General features: G+C 64.9%; 1 protein-coding gene. It reads right to left on the bottom strand.

Going from position 1 to position 285, the window contains the following annotated elements:
• On the bottom strand, nucleotides 1–285 hold a 285-nt coding region (locus tag AC3A6P_RS36180; protein WP_487697476.1), incomplete at both ends, for a beta-ketoacyl synthase N-terminal-like domain-containing protein.

The raw sequence follows: 285 nt of genomic DNA, 5'->3' as shown, positions 1-285 counted from the left end.
CGCCTCCCGCGGCGACATCCCGAAAAACTCCGCATCGAACTCATCCGGCTGCCACGACGTCAAAAACCCGCCCTCACGCGTACAGATCGTCCCCGGCACCGTGTGATCCGACGAGTAGAAGGCGTCGGCGTCCCACCGCTGCTCCGGCACCCGCACAATCCCACTGCCGCCATCACGCAACAACTGCCAGAACTGCTCCGGCGAATCGGCCCCACCCGGAAAACGACAACCCATCCCCACCACGGCAATCGGCTCGACATCACCGCGCTCGGCAATCTCCAACCG

The sequence above is a fragment of the Mycobacterium sp. Soil_C_30 genome (genome assembly GCF_057656995.1).
Note: the sequence above shows the minus strand (reverse complement) of the source record. Positions and strands in the feature narration are given on the sequence as shown.